The sequence below is a fragment of the Micromonospora arida genome (assembly GCF_003857035.1).
Lineage (GTDB): Bacteria > Actinomycetota > Actinomycetes > Mycobacteriales > Micromonosporaceae > Micromonospora > Micromonospora arida.
In genome coordinates this window covers 17,682-37,596 of sequence record NZ_QGSY01000124.1, presented here as the reverse complement: position 1 = coordinate 37,596, position 19,915 = coordinate 17,682, and the positions used below count along the sequence as shown (strand labels likewise).

20 protein-coding genes are annotated in these 19,915 nt (G+C 72.8%); 19 read left to right on the top strand and 1 reads right to left on the bottom strand.

Annotated features, from left to right (window positions below):
* The 18 genes from DLJ58_RS06815 to DLJ58_RS06730 all read left to right on the top strand — a co-directional run.
* The coding region (locus DLJ58_RS06815; RefSeq protein WP_244218821.1) for an FtsW/RodA/SpoVE family cell cycle protein at positions 1 to 1,457 on the top strand (1,457 nt) is incomplete at its 5' end.
* Positions 1,457 to 2,563: an undecaprenyldiphospho-muramoylpentapeptide beta-N-acetylglucosaminyltransferase gene (murG, locus tag DLJ58_RS06810; protein ID WP_124854359.1), complete on the top strand. Its 1,107-nt coding sequence runs from the start codon at positions 1,457 to 1,459 to the stop codon at positions 2,561 to 2,563. The genes DLJ58_RS06815 and murG, both read left to right, overlap by 1 nt.
* Complete coding sequence (murC, locus tag DLJ58_RS06805; RefSeq protein WP_124854358.1) at positions 2,560 to 4,125, top strand: UDP-N-acetylmuramate--L-alanine ligase; 1,566 nt, start codon at positions 2,560 to 2,562, stop codon at positions 4,123 to 4,125. Before murG ends, murC begins: the two co-directional genes overlap by 4 nt.
* Positions 4,122 to 4,940 carry a cell division protein FtsQ/DivIB gene (locus DLJ58_RS06800; protein ID WP_124854357.1) on the top strand — a complete coding sequence of 273 codons (819 nt, stop codon included), beginning with the start codon at positions 4,122 to 4,124 and terminating at the stop codon, positions 4,938 to 4,940. Before murC ends, DLJ58_RS06800 begins: the two co-directional genes overlap by 4 nt.
* Positions 4,941 to 5,185: 245 nt before the next feature.
* Positions 5,186 to 6,301 (top strand): cell division protein FtsZ, encoded by a 1,116-nt coding sequence (gene ftsZ, locus DLJ58_RS06795; RefSeq protein WP_124854356.1) that lies wholly within the window; start codon positions 5,186 to 5,188, stop codon positions 6,299 to 6,301.
* 9 nt (positions 6,302 to 6,310) lie between these two features.
* Entirely contained in the window at positions 6,311 to 7,054 is a 744-nt protein-coding gene (locus DLJ58_RS06790; RefSeq protein WP_124854355.1) for a YggS family pyridoxal phosphate-dependent enzyme, read from the top strand.
* 191 nt (positions 7,055 to 7,245) lie between these two features.
* Entirely contained in the window at positions 7,246 to 7,938 is a 693-nt protein-coding gene (locus DLJ58_RS06785) for a cell division protein SepF (RefSeq protein WP_124854354.1), read from the top strand.
* Between the two features lie 30 nt (positions 7,939 to 7,968).
* On the top strand, positions 7,969 to 8,274 hold the full coding sequence (locus DLJ58_RS06780; protein WP_030334503.1) for a YggT family protein: 306 nt from the start codon (positions 7,969 to 7,971) through the stop codon (positions 8,272 to 8,274).
* Between the two features lie 44 nt (positions 8,275 to 8,318).
* The gene (locus DLJ58_RS06775; RefSeq protein ID WP_124820047.1) at positions 8,319 to 9,128 is read left to right on the top strand and encodes a DivIVA domain-containing protein; all 810 of its coding nucleotides are present in this window, start codon (positions 8,319 to 8,321) and stop codon (positions 9,126 to 9,128) included.
* 80 nt (positions 9,129 to 9,208) lie between these two features.
* Entirely contained in the window at positions 9,209 to 9,958 is a 750-nt protein-coding gene (locus DLJ58_RS06770; RefSeq protein ID WP_124854353.1) for a hypothetical protein, read from the top strand.
* A 10-nt stretch (positions 9,959 to 9,968) separates the two neighbouring features.
* Positions 9,969 to 10,274 carry a DUF167 domain-containing protein gene (locus tag DLJ58_RS06765; protein ID WP_124854352.1) on the top strand — a complete coding sequence of 102 codons (306 nt, stop codon included), beginning with the start codon at positions 9,969 to 9,971 and terminating at the stop codon, positions 10,272 to 10,274.
* Positions 10,275 to 10,296: 22 nt separating this feature from the next.
* On the top strand, positions 10,297 to 11,796 hold the full coding sequence (locus DLJ58_RS06760) for a potassium/proton antiporter (protein WP_124854351.1): 1,500 nt from the start codon (positions 10,297 to 10,299) through the stop codon (positions 11,794 to 11,796).
* Between the two features lie 225 nt (positions 11,797 to 12,021).
* Complete coding sequence (locus DLJ58_RS06755) at positions 12,022 to 12,441, top strand: TraR/DksA family transcriptional regulator (protein ID WP_124854350.1); 420 nt, start codon at positions 12,022 to 12,024, stop codon at positions 12,439 to 12,441.
* Positions 12,442 to 12,505: 64 nt separating this feature from the next.
* Positions 12,506 to 13,123, top strand: a complete 618-nt coding sequence (gene lspA, locus DLJ58_RS06750; protein ID WP_124854349.1) for a signal peptidase II — start codon at positions 12,506 to 12,508, stop codon at positions 13,121 to 13,123.
* On the top strand, positions 13,120 to 14,064 hold the full coding sequence (locus DLJ58_RS06745) for an RluA family pseudouridine synthase (RefSeq protein WP_124854348.1): 945 nt from the start codon (positions 13,120 to 13,122) through the stop codon (positions 14,062 to 14,064). Before lspA ends, DLJ58_RS06745 begins: the two co-directional genes overlap by 4 nt.
* A gap of 42 nt (positions 14,065 to 14,106) precedes the next feature.
* Complete coding sequence (locus DLJ58_RS06740; RefSeq protein ID WP_124854347.1) at positions 14,107 to 15,138, top strand: hypothetical protein; 1,032 nt, start codon at positions 14,107 to 14,109, stop codon at positions 15,136 to 15,138.
* Between the two features lie 95 nt (positions 15,139 to 15,233).
* Entirely contained in the window at positions 15,234 to 16,901 is a 1,668-nt protein-coding gene (locus DLJ58_RS06735) for a MinD/ParA family ATP-binding protein (RefSeq protein ID WP_425271297.1), read from the top strand.
* Positions 16,902 to 16,957: 56 nt separating this feature from the next.
* A complete protein-coding gene (locus tag DLJ58_RS06730; protein ID WP_124854345.1) occupies positions 16,958 to 17,788 on the top strand; it encodes a DUF2567 domain-containing protein in 831 nt (276 codons plus the stop codon).
* Here DLJ58_RS06730 and DLJ58_RS06725 read toward each other — a convergent pair.
* Positions 17,703 to 18,410: an LON peptidase substrate-binding domain-containing protein gene (locus tag DLJ58_RS06725; protein ID WP_124854344.1), complete on the bottom strand. Its 708-nt coding sequence runs from the start codon at positions 18,408 to 18,410 to the stop codon at positions 17,703 to 17,705. The two genes, DLJ58_RS06730 and DLJ58_RS06725, sit on opposite strands and share 86 nt — an antisense overlap.
* Before the next feature lie 106 nt (positions 18,411 to 18,516).
* On the opposite strand from DLJ58_RS06725, the gene hisD reads away from it, so the two are divergent.
* The gene (gene hisD, locus DLJ58_RS06720; RefSeq protein ID WP_124854343.1) at positions 18,517 to 19,839 is read left to right on the top strand and encodes a histidinol dehydrogenase; all 1,323 of its coding nucleotides are present in this window, start codon (positions 18,517 to 18,519) and stop codon (positions 19,837 to 19,839) included.
* Positions 19,840 to 19,915: the final 76 nt, after the last annotated feature.

The following is a 19,915-nucleotide window of genomic DNA, read 5'->3' as shown; positions in this document are numbered from 1 at the left end:
CCGTAACGGCGACGCCGCCGCGCGGGTTCGACGCGGCGGGCGGGCTCGCCGCGCTGCGCGGCCTGCTGGACCGGCCGCTGACCTCCTACTACCTGCTGCTGTCCTGTTCCGGCCTGCTGCTGCTGATCGGGCTGACCATGGTCTTCTCGGCGACCAGCGTGAAGGACTACGCCGAGGACGGCAACGCCTCAGCCTCGGTGACCAAGCAGGCCATCTTCGCGGTGATCGGCATCGGCGCGTTCTGGGTCTGCCAGCGCCTGCCGGCCAGCACCTACCGGTCGCTGGGCCGCCCGCTGCTGTTCACCTCGGTCGTCCTGCTGGTGGTGCTCAACCTGCTGGTCGCCTACGCCCGGCTGACGAACCAGAAAACAGGGCAGATCGGCCCGATCGAGGCGCGGCTGAACTGGCTCTTCGTCGGCGGGATCCAGCTTCAGCCCTCCGAGTTGGCCAAGTTCGCGATGGTGCTCTGGGGTGCGCACATCGTCGCCCGCAAGGGCGCCGCGCTCGGGTGGTGGCGCGAGCTGGCCACCCCGCTCTTCCCGGTGGTCGGCCTGCTCTTCGTCCTGGTCGGCTACAACGACACCGGCACGATGCTCTGCCTGCTGGCCCTGATCGTGGGCCTGCTCTGGGCCGCCGGGGTGCGGATACGGGTCTTCGGCGCCCTGGCGGCGGCCGGGCTGGTCGGGATCGGCCTGCTGGTAGCGGTGGCCTCGCTGGGTGCCGGCTCCGGCGAGCGCGGTGAGGACAACTACCGCTTCGCCCGGCTGGACATGTTCTTCAATCCACCGGACCCGGAGACCTGCAAACTTGACGGCTGTCTGCAGTTCTACCAGGGGCGGCTGGCCATCGAGCACGGTGGCTGGTTCGGTGTCGGGCTGGGCAAGGGCAGCCTGAAGTGGGACTGGCTCCCCGAGGCGCACAACGACTTCATCTTCGCGATCATCGCCGAGGAGTTGGGCGTGATCGGGTGCGTCGTGGTGCTCAGCCTCTTCGCGGTCCTCGCGTACACCGGTTTCCGGATCGCCCGGCGGGTCGACGACCCGTTCCGCCGGCTCGCCGCCACCGCCGTGACCACCTGGCTGGTCAGCCAGGCCGTGATCAACATCGGTGGGGTGGTGGGGCTGCTGCCGATCACCGGTCTGCCGTTGCCGTTCATCTCCGACGGCGGAAGTGCCCTGGTGGTGACGTTGGCCGGCATCGGCATGCTGGCGTCCTTCGCCCGCGCCGAACCCGATGCGGCCAGAGCACTGCATGCCCGTCCGCCGGCCCGGTGGGTCCGACTACTCTGGGCCCCGTTGCCGCCGCTTCCCGGCCGGCGTCGCCGACCGGCGACGCCGCCCGCTGGCCGAGGGTCCGTGCCCCGGTCCCGCGAGCGGCGCCACGACGATCAGGCCGCGCCGCGCGGGGTCCGACAGGACCGCAGCCGCAGGGGTACGGCGAGCGAGAGGAGACGCTGATGGGTCCGCTGCGTTCGGTGGTGCTCGCGGGAGGTGGCACCGGGGGGCACGTCTACCCGCTGCTCGCCTTCGCCGACTGCCTGCGCCGACACGACCCGGGCGTCCGGATCACCTGCCTCGGCACACCCCGGGGCATGGAGAACGACCTGATCCCGCCGCAGGGCTACGACCTGCGACAGATCCCGGCGTACCAGCTGCCCCGGTCGGTCAACATGAACCTGGTCCGCACACCGGGCCGGATGTGGACCGCGGCGCGCGCCGCGGGCAAGGTGATCGACGAGGTGCGCGCCGAGGTGGTCGTCGGCTTCGGCGGGTACGTCTCGGTGCCGGCCTACCTGGCCGCGTGGCGTCGTGAGCTGCCCATGGTGATCCACGAGGTGAACGTGCCGCCGGGCGTGGCAAACAAGCTGGGCATGAAGTTCACCAAGAACGTGGCCGTCGGCTTCCCGAACCAGCCGAGCCAGGCCGAGTCGCTGCGGGACGCCACAGTCGTCGGGGTGCCGCTGCGCCGCGCCATCGCCGGTCTGGACCGGTACGCGCTGCGCAACGCCGCCCGCGCCCACTTCGGGCTCCGCCCGGACCTGCCGGTGCTCTTCGTGTCCGGCGGCTCGTCCGGCGCCCGCTCGATCAACCTGGCGGTCTCCGGGGCGGCAAAGGAGCTGGCCCGCAACGGCGTGCAGGTGCTGCACGTGATGGGCGCCCGCAACGAGCCGGTGCCGATCCCCACCGACCTGCCGGTGCCGTACGTGACGCTGCCGTACCTGTCCGAGATGGAGCTGGGCTACGCCGCCGCCGACCTGATGCTGGCCCGGGGCGGGGCGATGACCGTCGCCGAGGTGGCCGCGATCGGGCTGCCCACCATCTACGTGCCGTACCCGCACAGCAACCAGGAGCAGCGGCGCAACGCGCTGCCCGTGGTGGAGGCCGGCGGTGGGCTGCTGGTCGACGACGCGGAGCTCACCCCGGACTGGCTGGAGCGCACCGTCATCCCCCTCATCCGGGACCCACAGCGGCTCTACAACATGGGTGCCGCCGCCGGTTCGTACGGCCGGCGCGACGGCGACGAGGCGCTGCGGTCCTTCGTGCTGGCGGCGGTGGCCCGATGACCGCGCAGTTCACCCCGGCCGGCACGCTCACCGCCGAGGACCTGGGCGCTGTCCACCTGATCGGGGTGGGCGGGGTGGGCATGCTCGGCGTGGCCCGGCTGCTGCTCACCCGTGGCATCCGGGTCTCCGGCAGCGACCTGCGGGAGTGGCCGTCGCTGGCCGGCCTGCGGGCGCTCGGCGGCACCATCCACCTCAGCCACGAGGTGACCAACCTCGACGGCGTGGACACCGTCGTCTACTCGTCGGCCATTCCCCAGGACCACCTGGAGTTGGTCGAGGCGCGTCGGCGTGGCCTGCGGGTGCTGCACCGCTCCGAGGCGCTCGCCGCCGCGATGACCGGCCGTCGGGCGGTGGCAGTCGCCGGCACGCACGGCAAGACCACCACCACCTCGATGGTGACGATGGTGCTCCAGCAGGCCGGTGTGGACCCGTCCTTCGTGATCGGTGGGGAGATCTCCGAGGTCGGTTCGGGCGCCCACCACGGCACCGGCGAGCACTTCGTGGTCGAGGCGGACGAGAGCGACCGCTCGTTCCTCATCTACCGCCCGTACGTCTCGATCATCACGAACGTCGAGGCGGACCACCTGAACACCTACGGCGACTACGCGACGCTGGAGGCGGCGTTCGTGGAGTTCGCCCGCCTCACCGACCCGGACGGGTTCATCATCACCTGCGCCGACGACCCGGGCGGTCGGCGGTTGGCCGAGAGCCTGCGGTCCGAGGGACGGCGGGTGTTCACCTACGGCGAGGCCGCCGACGCCGACCTGCGGTTGACCGAGATGGTCTCCTCCGCGCGTGGGGTGCGCTACCTGGCCGCGATCGACGGCCGGTCGCTGGGCGAGTTCCGGCTGCCGGTGCCGGGGCGGCACATGGGGCTGAACAGCGCTGCCGCGGTGCTGTCCGCGTACCTGCTGGAACTGCCGTTGGAAGCGGCGGAGGCCGCGCTGGCGGTCTTTCCCGGGGTGCGACGGCGCTTCGAGCGCAAGGGTGTCGCGGACGGCGTGCTGGTCTACGACGAGTACGCCTACCACCCGACCTCGATGACGCTGGCGATGCAGACGTTGCGCGAGGTCGCCGGGGACGGCCGGCTGATCGTCGTCTTCCAGCCGTACCGGCTGTATCGCACCCGCGACAACCAGGCGGAGATCGCCGAGGCGCTGGCCATCGCGGACGAGGTGGTGCTCCTGGAGGTCTTCGGGCCGGGTGAGTTGCGTCAGCCCGGCGAGGGGTCGGCGGCGCTGATCGCGGCGGTGGATCTGCCCGCCGACCGCAAGGTCTTCGTGGAGTCGTGGGAGCAGGCCCCGGTCGAGGTGGCTCGTCGCGCCCGCTCCGGGGACGTGGTGGTCACCATGGGCGCCCCGCCGATCTCGCTGATGGGCGACGAACTGCTGGCCGCCCTGGGTGAGCGTACGGCCGGCTCGGCACCGACCGCGACCGTCGACCCGGTGGCCACCACCCCGGCGATCGGTGATCCGGTGCCGGGTGGGACGACGTCCGGCGGCGACGGCGCGGCTCTCGGTGGCAGCGCCGTGCCCGGCGGCTCGGCGCCCACGGCCGGATGAGTCCCGGCCCGGCCCGAGGGCGGACCAGCGCCGCCGACGGCGGCGCCCCGCGCCGCGGTCCGGCCCGGCGGTGGCAGTTGGTCCGGGCGGGCCGCGACGCGGTACCGCCCTCGACCCGCCGGTTCATGGCCCGTGCCCGGCAGCGCCGCATGCGTGCGGCGCTGCCGTGGGCGGTGGCCGCCGGGGTGCTCGCCCTGGCCGGGCTGGTCGCCTGGACGGTGCTCGGTACCGGACTGTTCGGTGTGCGGGAGGTGCGCGTGGAGGGTGCCGACCTGGTCACTCCGGTGCAGGTGCACGACGCGGTCGGGGTGCCGGACGGGGTGCCGCTGGCCCGGGTGGACCTGACCGCCGCCGCCCGTCGGGTCGGCGCGCTGCCGGCGGTGGAGCGGGCCACGGTCTCCCGGGACTGGCCCGGTGCGCTGGTGGTGCGGGTGACCGAGCGGACCGCGGTGGCGGTGGTGCCCCAGGGCGAGGCGTTCGCCCTGATCGACGGGAGCGGGGTGGCGTTCCGGACCGTGGAGCGACGCCCCGCCGACCTACCACAGGTGACGGTGGCTCGGCCGGCCGCCGACGACCCGGGCACCCGGGCCGGGCTGGAGGTGCTCGTCGCGCTGACGCCGCAGCTGCGTGCGGAACTGGTGGACGTGAACGTGGCGGGGCTGGCCCGGATCAGCCTGCGGTTGCGCGGCGACCGGACGGTGGTCTGGGGCGACGCGACCCGGGGTACGGACAAGGCTCGGGTGGCCACCGCGCTGCTCGACGAGGACACCGACCGGATCGACGTGAGCGCGCCGGATGTGGTGACCTTTCGTTGACCCGTGAGCGTGGGCGGACGTGACCCGTGGCGCTCCGCGCGGCGACACGCCGCCCGGGTCCTTGGCTCATCGCGCGGTGGCGCTTACGTTGCCTCGAAGAGCTTCAGTGGTTGACATAACTGTAAGCCTCTAGTAGAGGGTTAGGGTTTACCCCTGATCCTCGTTGGTGACAGCTGTCGTCGGCCGCTGGTCTGGCCACGCCGTAACCGGTCGGCCGAAGCCAATCTCGAAGGAAAGGACCGGAGATGACACCTCCGCACAACTACCTGGCGGTCATCAAGGTCGTCGGCATCGGGGGCGGCGGCGTCAACGCCGTCAACCGGATGATCGAGGTTGGGCTCAAGGGCGTCGAGTTCATCGCGATCAACACCGATGCGCAGGCGCTTCTGATGAGCGACGCCGACGTCAAGCTCGACGTCGGCCGGGAGCTGACCCGCGGCCTGGGGGCCGGGGCCAACCCGGACGTCGGGAAGAACGCCGCCGAGGACCACCGCGACGAGATCGAGGAGGTGCTCAAGGGCGCCGACATGGTCTTCGTGACCTGCGGCGAGGGCGGCGGCACCGGCACCGGCGGCGCGCCCGTGGTGGCCAACATCGCCCGCAAGCTCGGCGCGCTGACCATCGGCGTGGTGACCCGGCCGTTCTCCTTCGAGGGCAAGCGCCGCCAGGTGCAGGCCGAGACGGGGATAGACGAGCTCCGCAACCAGTGCGACACGCTGATCGTCATCCCGAACGACCGGCTGCTGGCCCTGGGCGACCGCAACATCAGCATGATGGACGCGTTCCGCACGGCCGACCAGGTGCTGCTCTCGGGTGTGCAGGGCATCACCGACCTGATCACCACCCCGGGTCTGATCAACCTGGACTTCGCCGACGTCAAGAGCGTGATGAGCGGCGCCGGCAGCGCGTTGATGGGCATCGGCAGCGCCCGCGGCGAGAACCGCGCGGTCGAGGCGGCCGAGGCGGCCATCTCCAGCCCGCTGCTGGAGCAGAGCATGGACGGCGCGCGCGGCGTGCTGCTCTCCATCGCCGGCGGCTCCGACCTGGGCCTGTTCGAGATCAATGACGCCGCCCAGCTGGTCACCGACGCGGCCCACCCGGACGCCAACATCATCTTCGGCGCGGTCATCGACGACGCGCTCGGTGACGAGGTGCGGGTGACTGTCATCGCGGCGGGCTTCGACGGCGGCACGCCCGCGTACAAGGCGGCCGAGCCGACCCGCAAGACCAACACCAACCAGCCGGCGCCGCAGAGCACCCCGGCGCCGACGCCGGCCACCAACCCGGCTCCGGCCCAGTCGCCGCGTCGCGTGCTCTTCGACGACGTGGACGTTCCCGACTTCCTCAAGAACGGGTCCTGAGCACCGCCGATGACCGACAGCTCAGCCACGGTACGACCAGATCGGCACGCCGAACTCGCGGGCGGTCTGGCCCAGGTTCGGTCCCGCATCGATGACGCCTGCGCGCAGGCCGGCCGGGACCGCGCCGAGGTCACGATGATCGCGGTGACGAAGACCTACCCGGCCAGCGACGTGTTGGCGCTGGCCGGGCTCGGGGTGACCGACATGGGGGAGAACCGCGACCAGGAGGCAGCCGGCAAGGCCGCCGAGGTGGCTGCCGCCGGGGTGCGTCCACGCTGGCACTTCATCGGCCAGTTGCAGCGCAACAAGGCCCGCTCGGTGGTCCGCTACGCCGACGTGGTGCACTCCGTCGACAGTGTCCGGCTGGCCCGGGCGTTGGCCACCGCCACCGCCGACCGGCAGGAGCCGCTCGACGCCCTGGTCCAGGTGAGCATCGACGGCGACGCGGCCCGGGGCGGAGCCCTGCCCGGCTCGGCGGATCCGGCCGCCGGTCTGGAGCCGGTGGCCGAGGCGGTGGCCGACGCGCCGGGGATGCGTCTGGTCGGTCTCATGGCGGTCGCTCCGCTGGGGTGGGAGCCGGAGCGGGCGTTCGCCCGGCTCGCGGAGATCGCCGACGCGTTCAGGGCCGTCCATCCGGGAGCCACCGCGCTGTCCGCCGGTATGAGCGGAGATTTCGAAATCGCGATCCGTTACGGCGCGACACATGTCCGCGTCGGTAGCGCGTTGCTCGGAATGCGTCCCACGCTGCGGTAGCCTGACCGCGAGACAAGCAAATTACATCAGTGTTGTTTCAGGGGCGGGCGTCTCCTAGTCGGGGGTCGTGACGCGCGACGCGAATCGCGCGCCGGGGGATTGCCGTTCCGGTCCGATGGGCATGGTTGTCCACTCGCGACGGGCGACATGGCACGGGGGCGCGTGCCGCACGGCGGACGGAAGGGCGCGGGATGGGTGCACTGCGCAAGGCGGGGGTCTGGCTCGGTCTGGTCGAAGAAGACGACGAGCGGGCCTACGACGACGGTGGCTACGACAAGGGTGGCTACCGCGACTCGCGTTACCGGCAGAGCCGGTACGCCGAGGAGTTCACCGACGACGACGAGGACGACGCCGAGGAGCCGCCGGCTCCCCGGCCGCGCGACAGCGGGCGGGGTCGACTCTCCGAGCGGTCGAGCGGGCGGTTGAGCGAGTCCGAGCGCGGTGACGGTGAGCGGCCGGAGCGGATCGAGCGGTCCAGCGTCCGGTCGATCACCCGGTCGTCGGCGGGCGAGACCTCCGGTGCGCTGACCTACCACACTCGGGACAACCTGGCCCTCGCGCCGCAGGTCACGTCGCGCGAGCGGGCCCTGCCCGAGGAGGAGCAGCGTTACCAGATCACCACGCTGCACCCCACCACCTACCGGGAGGCGCGCACCATTGGTGAGCACTTCCGCGACGGGGTCCCGGTGATCATCAATCTCACCGAGATGGATGAGGCCGATGCCCGCCGTCTGGTGGACTTCGCCGCCGGACTGGCGTTCGGCCTGCGCGGTACGATCGAGCGCGTGACCAATCGGGTGTTCCTGCTCTCACCGGCTAACGTCCAGGTCACCGCAGAGGACAAAGCCAAGATCGCTGAGGGCGGCTTTTTCAGTCTGAGTTGATCCCGCCCGACCCGAGGGACGTCGCTGACCGTGTTGTCGATCTTACTGCAAGTGTTGTACCTGATCCTTTATGTCTTCCTGCTCCTTCTTCTGTCCCGGTTCGTGTTGAGCGCCGTCCTGCAGTACGGCCGTCGCTGGCAACCGGGGCGTGGAGCATCGGCAGGATTGGAATCCGTGTGGAGCGTCACTGATCCCCCTCTCAACGCGTTGAGGCGTGTGATCCCTCCGCTGCGAATTGGTACCGTGAGCATCGACCTGGCCTCCCTTGTGCTCCTGGTTATCCTGTTCGTGCTGATGGAGTTCGTGTTAGGGCCGTCGATCAGGGCATCTGCCTGATGACCGACGCGCTTTCGCGGCCGCAACTGACCCGAGGAGTTTCGATGCCGCTGACCCCGGCCGACGTCCACAACGTCGCCTTCAAAAAGCCGCCGATCGGCAAACGGGGGTATGACGAGGAGGAGGTCGACGCCTTCCTTGACGAGGTCGAGCGCGAGCTCGCCCGTCTCATCGAGGAGAACAACGAGCTGCGCGCCCAGGTGGAGCGCGGCGGCCGTGGCGGTGCCCCCGCCGGCCCCGGCGGCGACGCCCGACTCGCGGCGGAGCTCAACGATGTCAAGGCCCAACTGGACCGGGTGCAGCGCGACAAGTCGGCGGCCGAGCAGGCTGCCCGCGCGATGCAGGCCGAGCTGGAGCAGGTCCGCGCGACCGGCGGCCCGGCCGGCGGCGTCACCGGTGACGGTGAGCAGCAGGCCCTGCGCGTGCTGATGATGGCCCAGCGCACCGCCGACGACCACGTGTCCGACGCTCGCCGCGAGGCCGACCAGCTGTTGTCCGAGGCTCGCGGCAAGGCCGAGGAGGTGACCCGGGAGGCGCGCGCCAAGGCTGACGCCCTTGAGCGGGACGCCCGCCAGCGGCACCAGGAGGCCATGGGCGGCCTGGACGCCAAGCGCACGGCACTGCAGAAGCACATCGAGGAGCTCAAGCAGTTCGAGCGCGAGTACCGCACCCGGCTCAAGGCGTACCTGGAGAGCCAGCTGCGTGACCTCGACGGTCGTGGCCAGGGCCTCGAAGCCGAGATGACCCGCTCCGAAGCCGGCCGGGTCGCTGGCGGCAACGGGCTGGCCGCAGCAGGTCTCGCTGGTTCGTACGGCGGCGGCGGGCGCTCCGGCGCCCTCGAAGCCGGACGCTGAGCACCGGCCGGCGATCGCTGTCCGCCAATGGTGACGGTCGCCGGCCCGGCCTGGACGGTTCGACGCGGCGGGGGTGAGCCGTGATAGTCGCAAGTCTTCTGCTCATCCTCGTCGCGGTGGTGCTACTGGTGCTCGGCCTGGCCGGTGGCTCCAGCTTCTTGTTGGTCATCTCCATCGCGGCCAGTCTGCTGGCCGCCGTGGCGTTGGTGGTGGGCGCCCGCCAGGCAGCCGCCAACCGCGCCATGGCGGATCCCGGCCGGACCGACCGGCGGCACCCCGACGCGCCCCGCACGGCCAGCCAGGCCACACCGGGTGTCGCGTACGGGCCGCCGTTGGTCGAGCCGGAGGTGCCGGTCCAGCACGTGCCCACGACGTTTGGTACCGGCGGCACCGGGTGGCGGCAACCACCCGAGCCGCCGGTCGACCATGCGCCGCCGGTCGACGAGGCCTCACCGGTCGACCCGCCGCACGTCGATGACGCGTCGCCGTTGGTGAGTACGGCGGACGAGGCGCCCGCGCGGGCCCGGCCGGTCAGCCCGGCGTCGCCGATCGCGACGTCGACGGACGACGTTTTCGACCCGGCGGTCGCGGCGGTCGACGAGCCGGCAGCCCAGCAGATCACGGCCGCCGAGGCGGCCCGGGTGGCCCGACTGCCAGACGCCGTCGAGGTCGTCGATGGCCGCCCCCGTTACCACCTGGACGGCTGCCCCCACCTGATCGGCTGGCAGCCCGAGACGTTGCCGGTCGCCGAGGCCGTGGAACTCGGCTTCACCCCGTGCGCGCACTGCGCCCCGGCGACCGCTCTCCTCGCCGACGCCCGGCCGATCTGAAGCGGCACCGGTGCCCGCGCAGGACACGCTCACCGTGGCGGTACGGGTGAAGCCCGGCGCCTCCCGGGACCGGGTGGGTGGTCGGTTCGACGGCCCGCACGGGCCCGCCCTCGTGATCGCGGTCCACGACCCGGCCGTCGACGGTCGGGCCACCGAGGCCGCCCGTCGAGCGCTGGCCGGCGCGTTGGGTGTCCGACCGGCCGCCGTGTCACTGCGTGTCGGCGCGGCCAGCCGGGACAAGCTCTTCCTGATCGATCGGCCCGGCCCGGAGTTGCCCCAGGTGCTGCGCCGCCTGCGCGACGGATCCGCCGAGTGAGGACAGCCCAGGCAAGGCAGCCGTGACGCCCGGGTTGGACATCGCGCTGCTGCTCGGTGCGGCCGTGCTGTTGGTCGCTGTCGGCGCGGTGCGACTCTCCACCCGGCTCGGTGTGCCCAGCCTCCTGGTCTACCTGGCGTTGGGCGTGGCGATCGGCGAGGGCGGGTTGGGCATCCGGTTCGACGACGTCGAGCTGACCCGGACCCTCGGCTTCTGCGCGCTGATCGTGATCATCGCCGAGGGCGGCCTCACCGCCCGGTGGACCACGCTGCGCCCGGTGCTCGGGCTGGCCTCCGCGCTCTCCACGGTCGGCGTGATCGTCAGCATCGTGGTGGTTGGCGTGGCCGTGCACCTGCTGCTGGGGCTGGACTGGCGGTTGGCGCTGCTCTACGGCGCGGTGCTCTCGTCCACCGACGCGGCGGCCGTCTTCGCCACCCTGCGCCGACTGCGGTTGCCGCCCCGGCTGGTGGCGACCCTGGAGGCCGAGTCGGGGATGAACGACGCCCCGGTGGTGCTGCTGGTGGTGCTGCTGTCCCATCGGGGTTTTGCGCACCCGTGGTGGTACGAGGTCGCGCTGGTCTGCTACGAGCTGGGTGTCGGCGCGGCGGTGGGCGTGGCCGCGGGCGTCGCCGGCACCTGGGCGCTGCGCCGGGCGGCGCTGCCCTCGGCCGGGCTCTACCCGATCGCCGCGGTCGGCATCACCGTGCTGGCGTACGCCGCGGGGGCCGTTCTGCACGCCTCGGGCTTCCTCGCCGTCTATGTGGCCGGGGTGCTGCTGGGCAATGCCCGCCTGTCGCACCGGCAGGCGATTCTCGGTTTCGCGGACGGGCTGGCCTGGCTCGCCCAGATCGGGTTGTTCGTGCTGCTCGGGTTGCTGGCGTCGCCGGGCCGGCTGGACGCGGCGGTGCTGCCCGCGGTGGTCGCCGGGCTGGCTCTGGTGCTTCTGGCCCGGCCGTTGTCGGTGGCCGTCTCGGCGTTGCCGTTCCGGGTCGGCCTTCGAGAACAGGCGTTCCTGTCCTGGGCCGGGCTGCGTGGGGCGGTGCCGATCGTGCTGGCCACCATTCCGCTCTCCGAGCGGGTGCCCGGAGCCGAGCGGCTCTTCGACGTGGTCTTCGTGCTGGTGGTGATCTTCACGCTGGTGCAGACCGGGACGCTGGGGCCGTTCGCCCGCTGGTTGCGGGTGACCGCGCCGGCCGAGGCCGCCGAGATCCACGTGGAGACCGCGCCGCTGGAGCGGATGCGTGCGGACCTGCTCCAGGTGGAGGTGCCACCGGGCTCACGACTGGCCGGCGTGCACGTCGACGAGCTGCGCCTTCCGCTGGGCGCGTCGGTGACCCTGGTGCTGCGCGACGGCGTGGGCTTCGTGCCCGCACCGGACACCCGGTTGAAGACCGGCGACAGTCTGCTGATCGTGGCGACCGCCGGGGTGCGGGACGCGGCGGAGCGGCGGTTGCGGGCCGTCAGCCGGCGGGGTCGTCTGGCCCGATGGTTTGGTGAGTACGGGGATGAGGTGCCCAATTGATCTGCTAGCGTTCCCTTTGCCCCAGTTAGGCAGGGCTAGGGGCTGTTAGACGGTGCGACGGTGCGGCACGTTGTCGGACGCCTGTACGTTCCGTATTCTTGCCAACCTCCGGAGTGCGCGGCCATCGTCGCCGTGCGCCCCTTTTCGTACATAGGGGACGCCCTCGCCGGCGCCCCCTGACCAGGCGCCGCGGACCGCGCGGTTCCCCGGCCGAGGGAGCGACCCATGGCGAAGCCATCCGACACCAGGACCGCCGGGCGCAAGCCTGCGGCGAAGGCCACCCGCAGCACGGCGGAGACCGAGAAGATCCGGGCGGCGCTGGCGGCGCGTCGGGACGAGCTTCGTGCCGAGTACGATCAGACGCTGAGTGAGATCACCGAGCTGCAGCGCGATCGGCTGACCGACTCGGCCGGGGACGACCAGGCCGACACGGGCACCAAGACGCTCGAGCGGGAGCAGGAGATCTCTCTCGCCAACAGCATTCTGGAACGGATCACGCAGGTGGAGCGCGCTCTGGAGCGCCTCGACGAGGGTGGTTACGGCTGGTGCGAGCGGTGCGGCAACCCGATCCCGGTCGAGCGCCTCGCCGCCTTCCCGTCGGCCACCCTGTGTGTGACGTGCAAGCAGCTGGAGGAGCGGCGCTGAGGTCCGTTCCCCGGCGGCGACGAGACGGTGAGCGATCACCGCCAAGACTGTCGATGGGGAGCGCATGACCGCAGTACCGTCCGCCGAACCCGGCCGCACCGATCCGGGCGGCGGCACCCGCCGGCCCCGGGCCGTCGCGATTCTCGCCGGAGTCGCCCTGGTGGCCCTGCTGGCCGACCTGGTCACCAAGCACCTCGCGCTGGCCGCGCTGACCGACCGGGAGCCGGTCCGGCTGCTCGGCGGGTTCGTCTACCTGAGCCTGACCCGCAACAGCGGCGCGGCCTGGAGCATCGGCGCGGACCACACCTGGGTCTTCCCACTGATCACCATCGGTGTGGTCGGCTGGATCGTCTGGATGGCACTGCGGCTGCGCTCGCTGCCCTGGGCGATCTCGCTCGGCCTGGTGCTCGGTGGCGCGTTGGGCAACCTCGTCGACCGGATCTTCCGGGCGCCGTCCCCGTTCCACGGGCACGTGGTCGACATGATCAGCCTCTTCGACCCGTACGGTCAGGTCTGGCCGGTGTTCAACCTGGCCGACAGTTCGCTGGTCTGCGGCGTGCTGCTGGCCGTCCTGTTGGAGCTGACCGGCCGCCAGCGTGACGGCCGGCGGGCGGGGCGCGACGGCGACCCGGCCACGACGGACGCCGCCGCGCCGGGCGCCGAGCAGCGGGAGCGGGCATGACCTCCGCGTTCGCCGCTGGCGGCGACCACCGTTCCCTTCCGGTTCCGGACGGCCTCGACGGCATGCGCCTGGACCAGGCCGTGTCCCGCCTGTTCGGGCTCTCCCGCACCGCCGCCGCGGCCCTGGTCGACGCCGGGGACGCGCTGGTCGACGGCGCCGCCCGGCCCAACTCGCACAAGGTCAAGGCCGGCTCCTGGCTGGACGTCACGCTGCCCGCCCCGGTCGCACCGCCGACGGTGGTGCCGCAGGCGGTGCCCGGCCTGCGGGTCGTCTACGCCGACGACGACATCGTCGTGGTCGACAAGCCGGTCGGGGTGGCCGCGCACCCGAGCCCCGGGTGGACCGGCCCGACCGTGATCGGCGCGCTCGCCGCGATCGGGCACCGCATCTCCACCAGTGGCGCCGCCGAGCGCCAGGGCGTGGTGCACCGGCTCGACGTGGGCACCACCGGGATCATGGTGGTGGCCAAGAGCGAGCAGGCGTACACGGCGTTGAAGCGGGCCTTCAAGTACCGCGAGGTCGACAAGGGCTACCACGCGGTGGTGCAGGGTCACCTGGACCCGCTGCGGGGCACCGTCGACGCTCCAATCGACAGGCACCCCACCCACGACTACCGCTGGGCGGTGGTCTCCGGCGGCAAGCCGAGCATCACCCACTACGACACCCTGGAGGCGTTCCCGGCGGCGAGCCTGGTCGACGTCCGGTTGGAGACCGGCCGGACGCACCAGATCCGGGTGCACTTCTCCACCCTGCGGCACCCCTGTGTGGGTGACCTCACCTACGGCGCCGACCCCACCCTCTCAGCCCGTCTCGGCCTGGCCCGACAGTGGCTGCACGCCCGCGAACTGAGCTTCTTGCACCCCCGAACGGGGGACGAGGTCCGGTTCGTCAGCGACTACCCTGACGACCTGGACCGTGCGCTTCAGATCCTGCGTGACTGAGCGGCGACCGCCCGACACCGTTCCACAGAGGGGATCCCGCCCGTGCGCGCCGGCAACCTGCTGCGGCAGCTGGACCAGCGGTTGCTGCCGCCGCTGACCCGGGCCGTGGCCCGGCTGGGCGACCGGTCGGCGCGCTCCGGCGTGCTCAGTTGGGCCGCGGTGCTCTCCGCAGCGGCGGTGTTGGGCACCGCCGTCTGGGCCGTCGACGACACTCCGGTCGGTGACCGGACGGTCGGCGAGGTGACCCGGGTCGGCGTTGCCGACGGTGACTCCGTCCCCGGCTACCTGCGGTCCGCCGCGGCCGACCTGGCCGCGCTGCCCGCGTCCGCCCCGGCCGCCGAGGACGGGACGTACGCGCTGGTCACGCTCGACGCGTACCTGCCTCCGCAGCGGCTGGCGACGGTGCTCGGCGACGTCGGGGTCTCGACCGTCTTCGGGCGGGTTCCGCTGCCCGGCCGGCAGACCGAGATCGTCAAGATCCCCGCGCTGCGGGTGCCCGACGACGTGGTCGCCGGAATGGAACAGGTGGCGGCCCGCAAGGAGACCGAGGCTGCCGACTACCGGGCCAGGGCCGCCGCGGTCGACGGCGACGGGGTGGGCGAGCGGGAGTTGCGGGAGCAGTACGCCAGCGGTGCCGAGGTGGCCGCCGCCGAGGCGGCCGCGTACCGCACCGGCTGCGCCTGCGTCTACGCGGCGGTGGTTCGCGCGACGCCGGTGGCGCTGCGCGGTGTCGCGGCCCGGCCGGATGTACGGGCGGTCGACCCCGCCCCCGAGGTGTACCGGCTGGACCGAACGGTCTTCACGCCGCCCCTGCCCGAGCAGCGTGACGTGGTACGCCCGCCGGCCGACACCGGGCCGAGCCCCGCACCGACCCAGTCCGAGCGGCCGGCGCCGATGATCAGCGCACCGGCGCCGTCGGCCCCCGTGGGCGAATCGTCGGAACCTGCACCAGTCGTGACCATTCCGTCACCCGAAACGTCGAAGCCGGAGCCCACCGAGTCGGCGCCGCCGAGTGTCACCACCTCGCCGGACGCCACCCTCGCCGAGCCGTCGCCGCCATCGCCGTCGTCGTGATCTGCACCGGCTGGTGTGCGCTCTGAGGTGTGGTCCGAATAGGGTTGGGTTCGTAGCCTGTCAGACAGAGATCGATGGCGCTGGGAGGGCGGGCCGTGGAGGGCAGTGAGACCGGCTGGGGCCGGCCGGCCGAACCAGCGCCGCGGTGGCGCGCGCTGTTGGACCGTGCCCGGCTGGGCGGTCGCGGCGCGGAGCAGACCGAGCCGGAGCGGCGCGGCGAGGAGCCGCCGCCGGACCCGCTGCCACGGCGTGCGGCCCCCAACGGCTACGCCGGGCGGGCACCCGCCATCGGGCATCCCGCCGACCTGTCGTACGGCGCGGAGCCCGGTTACCGGGCCGAGGCGACCTACCGCGTCGACCCCGCGTACCGGGTCGAGCCCGGCTACCGGGCCGAGCCGGACTACCGGGCCGAGCCCGCGTACCGGACCGAGCCGGGTTATCGGGCCGAGCCGGACTATCGAGCGGAGCCGGCGTACCGGACCGAGCAGCCGGAGTACCGCGCTGAGCCCGGCTACCGGGCCGAGCCGGGCTACCGCGCTGAGCCGGAGTACCGCGCTGAGCCCGGCTACCGGGCCGAGCCGGACTACCGGGCCGACCCGGGTTATCGGGCCGAGCCGGACTACCGGGCCGAGCCGAGGTACCGGGCCGAGCCCGAGCCGCCGGCACGCGGCCCCGACCCGGTCCCGTCGCGCTACGCGTTGCTGGACAACGGCTACCGACCGGGCGACCCGCCGGTGGAATCGCGGTACGCCCTGCTGGAGACCGGCTACCAGCCGGAGACCGGCTACCCGGCCGCCGCGCCACCGCCCCCGCCGGTCGCCCCGCCGCCCGCGCCACCGGTCGCCGTGCCGGTCACGCCGCCCGTTCCGCCACCACCCGCCCCGGCGATCGGCTCGGCGGTCGCCGAACGTGCCCACCCGGCCCGGATCGAATGGCGCCCAACGGCCGTCGACCAGGAGCAGGAGCGCGCCAACGGGGTGCTCCAACGGGACTTGGGCACGCCCCGGGTGTTCGCCTTCGCCAACCCCAAGGGCGGGGTGCACAAGACGACCGCCACCGTGCTCGCCGCGGCGACGGTCGGCAGCGTCCGCGGCAAGGGCGTGCTGGCCTGGGACGACAACGAGCTGCGCGGCACCCTCGGCCTGCGCGCCGGCAGCGCCCGGCACGCCCGGACGATCCGGCATCTGATCAGCGACCTGGCCCAGATCGAGATCCTGGAGGGCGCGACCCTGCTGGACCGGCTGGACGACTACCTGCGGCACGCCTCCGACGGCTCGTACGACGTGCTGGCCGGCGAGGAGAGCCCGCGCTTCGCGCAGCGGTTGGACCAGTTCACCGTCCGACGGGTGCTGGAGCTGCTGCGGCGTACCCACGACGTGGTCTGCGTGGACACCGGCAACAACGTGGAGAGCCCCAACTGGCGCACGGTGATGCAGGCCGCCGACCAGCTGGTGGTGACCACAGTGCCCCGGGAGGACGCGGCGTTCAGCGCGGACTGGATGCTCGACCTGCTGCACGAGGAGGGCATGGGCGAGTTGGCGGACAACGCGATCACCCTCATCTCCTGCCCGACCCCGGGTCGCTCGACGCTCCAGGACGACCTGGAGCGGCACTTCGCCACCCGTACCCGGGGCGTGGCCGTCGTGCCGTACGACCCGGCTCTGGAGACCGGGTCGTCGATCGAGTACCACCAGCTCCAGCCGGAGACCCGGCAGGCGTGGCTGCGGGCGGCGGCGATGATGGTGGAGCCGTTCGCCCGGTGAGCTGGTCTGCCGCCACCGGAGCCCCGGCCGCGCACCGGGCCTGAGAGGATCATCGGGTGAGCCCGGACAACCCCGACCGTGAGCGGCCCGTCGACGAGGCCGATCAACCCGCGCCACCCCGTACGCCGGATGCGAAACCGCCGGAGGTCGACCCGTCGGCCGGGACAGCGCCGGGCGAGTTCGGTCCGGGTCAGCTGCCGGCCTCGGCGGCGTACCAGAGCTCGCTGGAGCTTCGGTTCGACGAACCGCGTCGTCCGCTGCGTGCGCTGGCGACGGTGCTGGGCGCCGTGCTCGCGCTGGCCGCGCTGGGCGTTCCGCTCGGCCTGCTCTGGGCCGTGCTCGCGCCGGACACCCCGGTGCTCAAGACCGCCGAGGGGGCAATCTACGCCGAGCCGCAACCGGAGCAGCCGATCGCCGCCGACGGCTGGTTCAGCCTGCTCGGGCTCGCCTTCGGGCTGCTCGTGGCGCTCACCCTGTGGTTCGTGCTGCGTCGGCGGCGTGGCCCGGTCGGGTTGCTCGCCGCGGTGCTCGGCACCCTGGTCGCCGCGCCGGTGGCCTGGCAGGTGGGACGGCGGATCGGTCTTGGCACCTTCGAGCGGCTGCTGGCGACCGCCCCGGCCGGGCAGGCCTTCAGCAAACCCGCCGACCTGCGGGCCGGCGGAGTGGACTGGCTGCTCGGCGTGCTGCCGGTGCCGCACGGCAACCTGCTGCTGCCGGCGTTCGGGGCCGCGGTCATGTACACCCTGCTGGCCGGCTGGTCGCGGTGGCCGGGGCTACGCCCGGAGCCCGAGCCGGGGGAGTTCAGTTGGGTGTCGGCGGGGACGCCAGCTCCGACAACGGCACCGGAACCGCCCGCACCTGACGCAGCAGAGCCGCCTCGCGGTTGAGCAACCGCAGCTCGGCGCGGAGTCGGGAGGCGGTGTCGTCGATCGCCAGCAGCCGCTGCCGGTCGTCGACGGTGAGCGCCGCGGTCGCCGCCACCAGGTGCGAGAGCACGGTCGGGTCCTCCGGCAACTGCTCGGAGATCTCCTCCGGGTCGGAGCGGATCAGGCCGAGGTACTGCCGGAACACCGCGATCACCCGGGCGGCCAGCAGATCGGCCACCTCGTCCGGGCCGCCCGGGTCGGGCAGCCACTCGACGTCGGCGGTCAGGTAGGGCTCGGCGCTGTCGTCGACCTCGGCGATGCGGAACCGGCGGCGGCCGACCGTGACGATGTCGAAACCACCGTCGGCCAACTCGGTCACCTGGCGCAGCTCGGCGGTGCAGCCCACCTCGTGCAGCGTCACCTCGCCGACGCTCGACCTGGCCGGGGCGCCGGCGGGACCGGCGGGCGCGACCTCCCAGCCGGCCTGGATGGCCACCACGCCGAACTCGCGCGGGGCACCCTCGGGCAGGCCGACCAGATGCCGGACCAGCGCCCGGTAGCGCTCCTCGAAGATGTGCAGCGGCAGCACCAACCCGGGAAAGAGCACCGTTGCGAGCGGGAACACCGGCAGCCGTGCGGTCACATGGTCGAGCCTAACCAATCTCGGCACCAAGGGCGTGGCCCGGCTCACTGTCCCGGCGGACGGGCGGCTCGGGTGGACGTCGGGACGGCCGCCTAGACTCGCAAGGGTGCTGAATCGGATCGACCTGCGCGACGGTCTCGCTGACCCGCGCCGCCTGCTGCCCCGTGCCCAGCTCGACGTGTCCGTCGCCGTCGAGCGCATCCGGCCCCTGGTGGAGGCGGTCCGTGAGCATGGGTACCCAGCGATCCAGGAGGCGAGCGTTCGGTTCGACGGCATCTCCCCGGAGGTGCTGCGAGTGCCGGTCGAGGCGATCACCGAGGCGGAGGGGGTGCTCGACCCGGCGGTGCGTGCCGCGCTGCTGGAGTCCATCACCCGGGCCCGTCGGGTGCACGCCGACCAGCGGCGCACCGACCACACCACGAAGGTGGTGCCCGGCGGCACCGTCACCGAGCGGTGGCTGCCGGTCGACCGGGTCGGCCTCTACGTGCCCGGTGGCCTGGCGATGTACCCGTCGACAGTGGTGATGAACGTGGTGCCCGCCCAGGCGGCCGGGGTGCGTTCGCTGGTGGTGGTCAGCCCGCCGCAGAAGGACAACGGCGGCCTGCCCGATCCCCGGGTGCTCGCCGCGTGCGCGCTGCTCGGCGTCGACGAGGTCTACGCCGTGGGCGGGGCCCAGGCGGTGGCGATGCTGGCGTACGGCGCTGCGGTGGATCCGGCGGGTGAGCTGCGGTGCGACCCCGTCGACCTGATCACCGGCCCCGGCAACATCTGGGTGACCGCCGCCAAGCGGCTGCTGCGCGGCGTGGTCGGCATCGACGCCGAGGCCGGGCCGACCGAGATCGCCATCCTGGCCGACGACACCGCCGACCCGGCGCACGTGGCCGCCGACCTGATCAGTCAGGCCGAGCACGACCCGCTGGCCGCGAGCGTGCTGGTCACCCCGTCGGTGGCGCTGGTCGAGGCGGTCGAGGCGGAGTTGGCCCGGCAGGTGCCGGCGACAAAGCACACCGAGCGGGTCACCACGGCGCTGACCGGTGAGCAGAGCGGCGTGGTCCTGGTCGATGACCTCGAGGCTGGGCTGCGGGTGGTCGACGCGTACGCGGCCGAGCACCTGGAGATCCAGACGGTGGACGCCCGGGAGTGGGCGCTGCGGGTCCGCAACGCTGGGGCGATCTTCGTGGGCGCCTGGTCGCCGGTGTCGCTCGGGGACTACTGCGCCGGCTCCAACCACGTGCTGCCCACCGGCGGCTGCGCCCGGCACTCCTCCGGGCTGTCCGTGCAGTCCTTCCTGCGCGGCGTGCACCTGATCGAATACACCGAGGCCGCGCTGCGCGAGGTGGCCCCGCACGTGGTCACCCTGGCCAACGTGGAGGACCTGCCCGCGCACGGCCAGGCGGTCCAGGCCCGTTTCCCGGGAGGGCCGGCGTGAGCGAGCGCAGCGAGCGAACCAGCTGGCTCAGTCGACTGGCGTCTCAGGTCGCCTTCTCGCGAAGCGGGGAGGCGGC

What these genes read in the sequence shown, in the direction of transcription:
- murG (WP_124854359.1), top strand. Translation starts at nt 1,457, where the DNA reads ATGGGTCCGCTGCGTTCGGTGGTGCTCGCGGGAGGTGGCACCGGGGGG.
- murC (WP_124854358.1), top strand. Translation starts at nt 2,560, where the DNA reads ATGACCGCGCAGTTCACCCCGGCCGGCACGCTCACCGCCGAGGACCTG.
- DLJ58_RS06800 (WP_124854357.1), top strand. Translation starts at nt 4,122, where the DNA reads ATGAGTCCCGGCCCGGCCCGAGGGCGGACCAGCGCCGCCGACGGCGGC.
- ftsZ (WP_124854356.1), top strand. Translation starts at nt 5,186, where the DNA reads ATGACACCTCCGCACAACTACCTGGCGGTCATCAAGGTCGTCGGCATC.
- DLJ58_RS06790 (WP_124854355.1), top strand. Translation starts at nt 6,311, where the DNA reads ATGACCGACAGCTCAGCCACGGTACGACCAGATCGGCACGCCGAACTC.
- DLJ58_RS06785 (WP_124854354.1), top strand. Translation starts at nt 7,246, where the DNA reads ATGGGTGCACTGCGCAAGGCGGGGGTCTGGCTCGGTCTGGTCGAAGAA.
- DLJ58_RS06775 (WP_124820047.1), top strand. Translation starts at nt 8,319, where the DNA reads ATGCCGCTGACCCCGGCCGACGTCCACAACGTCGCCTTCAAAAAGCCG.
- DLJ58_RS06755 (WP_124854350.1), top strand. Translation starts at nt 12,022, where the DNA reads ATGGCGAAGCCATCCGACACCAGGACCGCCGGGCGCAAGCCTGCGGCG.
- lspA (WP_124854349.1), top strand. Translation starts at nt 12,506, where the DNA reads ATGACCGCAGTACCGTCCGCCGAACCCGGCCGCACCGATCCGGGCGGC.
- DLJ58_RS06745 (WP_124854348.1), top strand. Translation starts at nt 13,120, where the DNA reads ATGACCTCCGCGTTCGCCGCTGGCGGCGACCACCGTTCCCTTCCGGTT.